Genomic DNA, 8,525 nt, shown 5'->3' with positions numbered 1-8,525 from the left:
ATGACGGGGGCAGTCCAAGCATAGGCTGGAGATGTCTACGATGACGGGGGCAGTCCACTGGGACGGGGGAGATGTCTACGATACCAGGGGCGATTCAAACCACCGTCGCGACCTCCATCATTTCCCTCAAGGAACGTCTCGACCGTCTGACCCAATACCGTAGAGGCTACGGCCATGCATAACTGCTGAAAGCTATGCCAACACAGGAGGTGAAGGTCGTATTTGGGGACGCTCATCTGACGTTCGATCCTTGCAGTCAAGTCCTGATGCCGGACAAAGTGCCATCATAGCGGAATTGTCGAAATGCCGTGCCTGGGGATAGCGGCAGCACTACTTTCTAATCTGGATCTCGGGACCTGATCCTTCGATGCAGACGTAGCTCATCCGTTCTCACTCCGGTGAGGAGTAGCAATCGGATGCCTACTGCCTAGCGACCTCATCGTGACAGCAATGCGCCATTTGCGAAAACGCGTCAGCCCTCAATCAGAGATCTATGTACTCAACCGATCTGCGTTTCTGAGCCGTCAGAGTAATTTGGTTATTCGCCCAAACGGCGTATAGCTCCGAAACCTGCTGCTGCCCCTCCGCATAAGCATAAAATCGTGTATTCAGGCGCCTAGGTCTGGTACGCCAGTTCGCAGCGCTTGCGCCTGGCTCAATCTGCCGGTAAGGCTCGGCGCGTTCAATGAGGCGTTTTTTGAAGTACTTCTCAACAGTGCTCTGATTGGAAAGGAGATGCATGCCGCCAGGATTCGGGAAAAGCACCGCCGCCAGCTCATTTTCTTGAGCGATGCTGACGGCGACATCGAAAAACGCGTTGACGATGCTATGTACCGTATGAGTAGCCAACATCTCATCCATCGGGTTGATCGCGCGAACGATCAGGCAACGCTTGGTTGGATGGAGCGCCGGGATTGATTCGAAATAGATCATGGCCATCCCCGCAAGCCGACGTTGCACAGGGTCAAATACCACCATATGCGCGTGCCGCTCCTCCTTCCACATGTCCGTGTCATCGCGCGTGCACAGGTTCGCGGCTTGCCTAGCGAAAAACGCTGCCGGATATTTTGACACGAACGCCTGCAATTCAGTGACTTCGTCGTTAGCAGGCATAGCGGTGAACTTGCCCTGCTCGCGCTTCAACCAGCATGCACATGTCGCGAGCACAATTGTTTGGGTGTGTCTGACTGCGGCCTGCAATCTTCCACGGCCAGTTTGCGCTCCAGCCAGATGAGCCTCACCCACCATTCGCTTGGCCAGGCTATCAGCCTGCTCATCGTTGAAGTTCATTACAAACGCCGGCATATGCGCCTCAAGAGCGTCCGGTAAAGTGCTGGTGAAAAGCGTGTCGAGCTGCTCCAACCCCTCCGAGATATCAACACTGAAATCCTCCAAGGCAGCTATCTGTCCGAGGTCGGTTTCGAGCCACGATCCGATCAATGAGTCCTCACGACTCGCCGCGAACAGTACACCTAGATGGGCCGCTACAGACTGAGGATCACGCGACTTGTCGTATAGCCGCTTGGAACGGATGGCCTGACACGCGTCGGTGAAGTCCCTTTTTGAACAGATCTTCGCGCTGATCGTCTTTGCCTGAACCAGCGCTTGCAGACTACTGCGCTCAAGGCGCTTTTCCATGCGACGAATCGAGCGCGCCCAGCGCATCGGGTAACCATCCCACAATGTCAATCCAGCCATTTGCGATTCTAAACCCAGGACATTCTTCCACTGTGACCTGACGCTGTGGCTATCAGCCTTGTAGATCATGGATATAGCCTCAACCTCCTGAGGCTGCAGCTCAGCGCCTGATGGTCCGCGCCCCATTAGCAGGTTCTCTACCAACGGCACCAATGCGTCCATCTGTTCTTGTAGCTGCTCATCTGACGACCACGCATGGCGAATCATGCTCGGCAGCAGGACGCCGCCCGTTTGGTTCAGGATGGCTGGTAAACGAGACAAAAGTTTTAGGCTCTCGGCCTGAGCTAGAACTTCCCTTCGTTCGTCGTAGCGCTCGCGTGCCGCGTCGTCCGGTTGCTGGTGGCGATAACCGATGTCCGTTACCACCCGATCATCAATGGCTCTAATGACACAGCTCAGGTTCTCAGTGAAAGCAGCAAAGTGGTTACGACGGAAGGCATCGTCCAGCAGTACACAAGATGTTGAATTCAGGTCCCAGCAACAAAGCGTATGTACGCCACGTGCCTTGTAGTACCAATCCATGATCGCTTTGAATGAGTTCAATCCCTTGTTCTCGACTAAGTACTGCAAAGTGCCTAGTCCAAACCGTACCACGCGCTCCGCTTGGCACAGATGACTGAACTCTGGCATGGGCACGGCGGTGAGCAGATAGTGATACGGTTGGGCGGCCAGAGTGCCAGCACAGCGAATGATCCAGTCAACCAACTCGCGCTCTTTACGCGGTTTACGGTGCCCTTTGATTACAAGCCAAGTCTCAAGGCTCTGGACACCGATGACGGTATACGCACGCTGAAAACCCAGAACTGCCTCAGGGTAGCCATACCCATGTCGCTCAAGCACTGCCAAGTATTCCTGCAATGCTCCGGGGCGCGCCAGGTAAGTGCGACACTGCCCTATCTGCTCGAAGCTCAAGCAATATGGAGCACCGGCCAACAGCGCGATCTCGGCGAGCGGTTCGCCCTCTCCCTCTTTTTTGTTGAGCTCCAATATGAGCGTCTGGCAATGCGCTAGGTCTTCGACGCTCGCGCCCAGAGCAATCAAGTGCTCGACCAACAATGAAGAAGGCTCGCAGTAATGGTCCAGCATACGCTTGCAGTGTTGAATCTGATCAGCTGAATGGGCCTTAACCACATCCAATACAAAGGCCCAATTTGCGCTGGAAGCTCGCCAAAGCGACTCTCCAATGACCTCGTAGACGGCATCTGCGCCTGCTGTGCCAGAAGCAACAATCAGTTGCAAGTTTACCTGCAGCCGATCTGGGTCTATAGCATCCAGGTCATGACGAAAGATACCCGCTACCTGCTTGCGCTTAACACCATTGGCCAGCAATAGATCAATGGCCTGTTTGAAGGTGCGAAGGGCTTCAGGGGTGATCTCGGGCGCGTGATAGCGCTCTTTCATTTGATAGTCTAGCCAGGCCAGCTCCGATTCTGTCTGCACCACATTGGTCAGCGCCAGCAGATTGGCGAGTGGGCCCTTCAATCTGAAGCTGCCATAGCGAGCATAATGTTCGATCGTCGCAAAGCTCTCCACGCCGACCTTACGCACGGCCATGAACCAGCCAGCATCCAGTCTGTCGAGCTGTCTTGCGCGTTCATAGGAGAGCAGCGGCATGCCTTGTATGGCCTGATCAACGGCCGGGGTGTAGCGGTTCAAGCGACACGTCACGACTCGGTCGTAAAAGGTCTCGTAAAGAAAGGCGCGTCCTTCGTAGGTGCGTGTTTTTGCTAACTGCCTACGCGTGTATTGCCATGTCAGCCAATGCGGGACGAAGAATATCCCCAACTTGCCATACCAGGGCCACGCCTCTGGTTTAATCAGTGACTGCGAAGCGGGTATGCCAAGCATTCGGCGGATATGAAGTGCCTGGTCAGGGTCTTCGGCAAGCAGCTCGCTGACATTGTTCTGAACCCAACGCCGCGCAGCTCTTAAGGCAATCCGCTGAGTAAATCTGGAGTGAACGTCGGCACTTTCATCGTAATCGGAAATGGCCAGTCGTTTGACCGCGTCTCGCCCTTGCTCTAAGGCATGGGTACGAAATGCCCGATACTCACTTTGATCACTCATTGTCATTCCTTTTACGTGGCGGTGAGGTCGTGCAAACGAATGCGGTTGAATCAACTTTGTGGTTGATGGGAAGACTAAAAGCGAAGCCCGTTATTAATGCTTGTCACCTCGGTGATGTCGCACCTAATTCGGAAGCCGATAGCACATTTTCACGGATGGGCCAGAAGCTCCGCTAGCTGCTCAGGCCGGGGAGCCTGTTTCTCGAACTCGAGTCGGCCTTGGATAGAATCGCCATTAAACCGGTAGACCCCCCTATAATTAAGCATTCCACCCCACCCCCTGCCATGACGCGATCCGCCATGGGCACTTTTTTCACCAGTAACAACCCACACGATTTCTAACCCTTCTGCGTCCAAAAACGCCCGCATCACATCGCGATCTACAACAGCCGCACTGAACCCGGGCTCGTCAACGGACGGATCTTTAAAAAGAATTCTGCTATCTGCTGTTGCGTATGCAAGGGAGCGTCCTTCCGCCAGACGTAAATGAAGGCCACGCATAAGCGCTGGAGCGGGAACCGTAAGATTGAAGCTTTCCTCAATCGAATAGTCATGGCCTGAGCGCTCGACACGCCAGTCAGCTACCGTCGCTTGCGTGTAAATTGCTTCGTCCGAACCCATCTCGAAACTTCCATCGATGGTGTCGAATGCCGGATGCCAAGGGTACTCGCCAAGGTAGCCATTCCGAGGCATATCGAATGCCGGAAAATGATCCCGATTATCTGCTGATTGGGTTAGAAACTCCGTTAAACGCTCAACATCATCGCGTGCTACCAATATCGATTTAACTTTGTGCCAGGTCATCCGATGAATCACGCGTTCGCCATCTACCATAGCTAGATGATTACGGCCAACATTTGTGTCGAGTACGAGCCAGCGTCGGCCAGCAGGGTCGATTACATCAATCTGCTGTACTGGATCAGGCACGTCTCGCGATTGATCCTCCATCCACGCGACTCGCGATTCGGGCGGATCGTCGCGCCAACGAGAAAAGTGAGGGGACCACCAGGTCGGACCTTGACGATCCGAGTCGCGTTGTTTCGTACGAGTCACAAGGATAGTCGGATCCATCTCTCGTGACCCGACTTGCCAAGGACCGCGAAAGAGCTCGGGATCGTCCTGATAGTTACCGCCTACGAGCGAGGTGTCAGAAAGACGTCCGGTCATTTCATGATAGGCGATCCATTGATATTTTTTACCGATGCGCTCGACTCGGTGCTCATTACGATCATGGCCCGCCATCTCACGGTCGAATTCGGCAAAGCGTTCTGGAGTCCATCCAAGCTCATGTGCGCGCCAAGCGACCCAATGGCGCGACCTATCACCAGCATATGTTGGATGCCCGGCTACGGCCCGCTCGTCCCACATACGGCCGCGCACAAAGCCGGCAGCACGAATACGAAACTCCTCTATCTCTCCCTCGTCCAAAAGACGCTCGAACTCGCTGATAGTCGCGTCACGCTTTTTTTCGGACGCACGCCGCGCCTCCATCAGTTTTTTGGCTTCGTCGTGAGCTTGACGAAGAAAAAGCGAGAGCCCCGTAGGCATCGAATTGGTGCGAGCTGCAATTTCAAGTACCTGCTCAAACGCTTTGGTACGCGCCGGATGAGGTTTGATCGCTTCCAAGTACCAGGCGTCGTAGATCTCAAGCATGGAACGACCATGCTCCGAGCGTGGAAGTAACAGGAAGTCGCCGGCAAGATTATCGATTTTGTAGCGTGCAAAATCACCATCCTCGACCGCGGAACTGCAAATTTCATCACGCAATAAACTGCCGCCATAGTTCTGAACATACGTGCCGAGAGTTTCTTCGGTCACCGTCTCGATCACCCTCCCTCCTGGATAAGGAGGCCGAGCGCAATCTAGCGATATGTCCGCCGGCAAAACGCCGCGGCTGGCAGCAAGCTCGACGATCCCGCGTGCATGATCGCGAACGAGCGCGTGGGTTGGTGGCCGGTCGTTTGTAAACACAGCCGCAAAGGCAACTCGCGCGAGTTCGGCCAGTCCGTCATCGCTGGAATTTCGCGTTGCTGCACCATATGCAGCAGCAAGCACGCGGTCGACAACATAAGCGTCGTCAACATTGGCGAATTTCTCGATCATCTGGGCGGCGAGTTCACGGCGATTTACTAATAGTGTCGCAAGCGCTTTGGTCGCCATATCACGGACCCAACGATGGCTGAGGCTAGTAAGCCATGCGAGCGTGATGGCGACTAGTCGAGCGCGCGGCAGCTCGATTGGCTCAAGTCCGTTGGCTAGCACCCACTCGATCAATGTTTCTATCGCGCCGTCGCCGTCGCCATCCACGGCGATGTACGTCGCGCGAGTCGACCATTCAATGTCGCGCTCGTACATCGGTAACGGTTGCAGCCAACGGTCAAGATGGTCGGCATTAAAGAGATTGTCAGGTTCAGTGGCGATCGCAAGCAGCGTCTCAAGAACTGCGTCACCTCCGATTGCGTCAGCGCATTCCTCAACCAGCTCCAGGGTCCGTTTGGTGAAGGCGTCCTGTCGACGCCACAGCAGACTGAGCTGAAAGGCATGAGCAAGTTCCCAGCGGGAAAACTTGCCGTCGACAACGTCAATGAGTTCAACGCCGTAACGCTCTGGCAGCTGTACAGCCAATGCCTCGGCGATGCCCGCGAACCTGGAGGAGCCTCGACCCGCCACATAAGATGCGAGTGCCCCCCCAGTGATGAAAGCTGGCTCAGGATCGCCGTCGCCTACATGGGTATTGAGTAGCCTCTGGGCTATACGATGGTCACTTAACCGCTCGAAGGTAAAGCGAACCATCTCGTTGATCTCTTCTCCGTCACCGACTGGCTCAACTGCGATCACACCTTCGCTTTCAAGCTGGAAGAAAAGGCTTTGTTCAGCGAGACCGTTTGAGTTGTGCAGACATTCGATGATTGAATTCGCGGCGTCAATTGAGAGATAGCCGGTACCGGCAACTACCATCTCTTCCGTGAGCGCCGTGAGGACCGCCTCTACACGCTTTAGCCTTGGCGCCAAGCCCATTCGCAAATTGAGCGTCTCCACCACCGCGTTGAAATAAAAATCGAAAACCTTCGACACGCCAGCCAGTCCACGCGGAAGTTCGCTTTCATTACGACGTTCAAGCATGTCACAGCAAGTACGCAGGAACAGCGGGTTCTCAAACTCTGGCGCGAAATGCGGGGCTGCCATTCGAACGATGCCACGCTGGTCGAGGTAGCGACGCGCGGCTTCAGCCGCCCTTCCTGCGAAACCTGGGTGTTCCAAGCGAGGTAACGCGGTCATATCGAGGTCGCGCACAATATAAGGAATGAAGGTGGAGCGGCAGGAGACAAGAACCGCTACATGTTCAAAACGGTCGGCAACAGCGAGGAACGCGGCAAGACGCTCGGACCAAACCGCTACACCGTTACGCTCGTTTATTGCATCAACCATCACTAACGCACGGGTACCAGCTGCTTCGGCAGCGGAGTCAAGTGCACCGAGAATTGCGTCCGGAGGAACATTTGTCAGCCCCAATTGCTCGGCGATCTGTCGCCAAGGTTCCGCGTCACTGAATGCACCACCAAGCGTTAGGACGGCGGGGAAGCCCTGCGCAACATGATGCTCGGCGACGTCGGCCAGCAAGTGTGACTTACCAACACCGGCCTCTCCGCTCAGCAGCAGACGGTGTGAATTAGCGAAGTTGGTCGATGGGGCATTGATTTCCTCGACAACGCGATCGATCACTTCGCGCAAATGTTCGGCAAAATGAAGACCGTCGCGACCACTGTCCTGACCCGCGCCGGGTTGCCGACGTAGCTCCCAGATTCCGCTCCGACAGCGGTTGAGCGCCGCAGTTGCAATCGCCAATAAAGCGCTCCATTCCCCGAATGGAATGAGATTCGCTGGGCCAAGTGGTACGCCGCGAATTGCTGAAGATATCGCAGCCATTTGGTCGCCGAGCGCAGTGAAATCTATATCACATGTTCCCCCCAGCGCGGTGCCGATGCTGCGTAGCGAACGATGTCTCGCCTCGTCGAGATCATCAGCCCAACCAATGATCTTGCACGCGAAATCGGGATCTCGTGCGAATGCGACTAACGCCTGACGAATAGGCAGTTCTATATTAAGTTCTGGCGTGTAGCGACGACCGAGAGCGGCACGGCTGATCGCAAACCGGTCTTTAAACCATTCGCACCCAAAATGAGGGAGATCAAACCAATAGGTACGACGCCCCACATACAGTGGATCATTCCGTGAGAGTCGTTCTGTGAGCTGGAAACCGCCCCAGAGTTGGATTTCAACTATACGAGGCGCGATGGAAGCTTGACGCGCAATCACCCAGTCATCCCAGCGATCGCGCTCAGACTTACGGCCTTCAACGCGGCCATCAGACAAGTCGAAAGGTATGCATACGATGAAGGTGGCGAGTGCGGGGTGTTTGGCTACGGCGTTTTCAAAGGAGTCTTTGAGCTGCCCCGCTTCGCCGCTACCGAGCTCGAAGAAATACTTGGCCTGCCATCCAGTTTCAGATCCGTTGGGCTCGACTCGATAACATTCAAGTCCTGCGTCGGCACCCGCCCCCTTGCGGTGGAACGGTACGCCACCCTGAGACTCGAGCGCGGCAAATTGGCAGACGAGCTCCTCGAAACCGGCGTGCTGGCTGCCGTGATGTGCGCGGATGGCTCGAAAATCAATCATTGGTGTTGCCATCGGCGGTCCTCAAGTCAGTTACGGATCTCTACTAAGCCGCGATAGTTACGCATATTCAGAGGCCGTAGCAAT

2 protein-coding genes are annotated in these 8,525 nt (G+C 55.2%); both read right to left on the bottom strand.

Going from position 1 to position 8,525, the window contains the following annotated elements; genetic code table 11:
- Window positions 1-483 precede the first annotated feature (483 nt).
- Window positions 484-3,765, bottom strand: coding sequence for a hypothetical protein (locus tag A7D21_RS19240; protein ID WP_069552392.1), 3,282 nt, complete (start codon window positions 3,763-3,765; stop codon window positions 484-486).
- 149 nt (window positions 3,766-3,914) lie between these two features.
- Window positions 3,915-8,453 carry an ATP-binding protein gene (locus A7D21_RS19235; RefSeq protein WP_069552391.1) on the bottom strand — a complete coding sequence of 1,513 codons (4,539 nt, stop codon included), beginning with the start codon at window positions 8,451-8,453 and terminating at the stop codon, window positions 3,915-3,917.
- Window positions 8,454-8,525: the final 72 nt, after the last annotated feature.

Source organism: Pseudomonas sp. AP19, assembly GCF_001728855.1.
Classification (GTDB): Bacteria; Pseudomonadota; Gammaproteobacteria; order Pseudomonadales; family Pseudomonadaceae; genus Aquipseudomonas; species Aquipseudomonas fluorescens.
The sequence above is the reverse complement of the archived record's forward strand: the minus strand, read 5'-3'. Positions and strand labels throughout refer to the sequence as shown.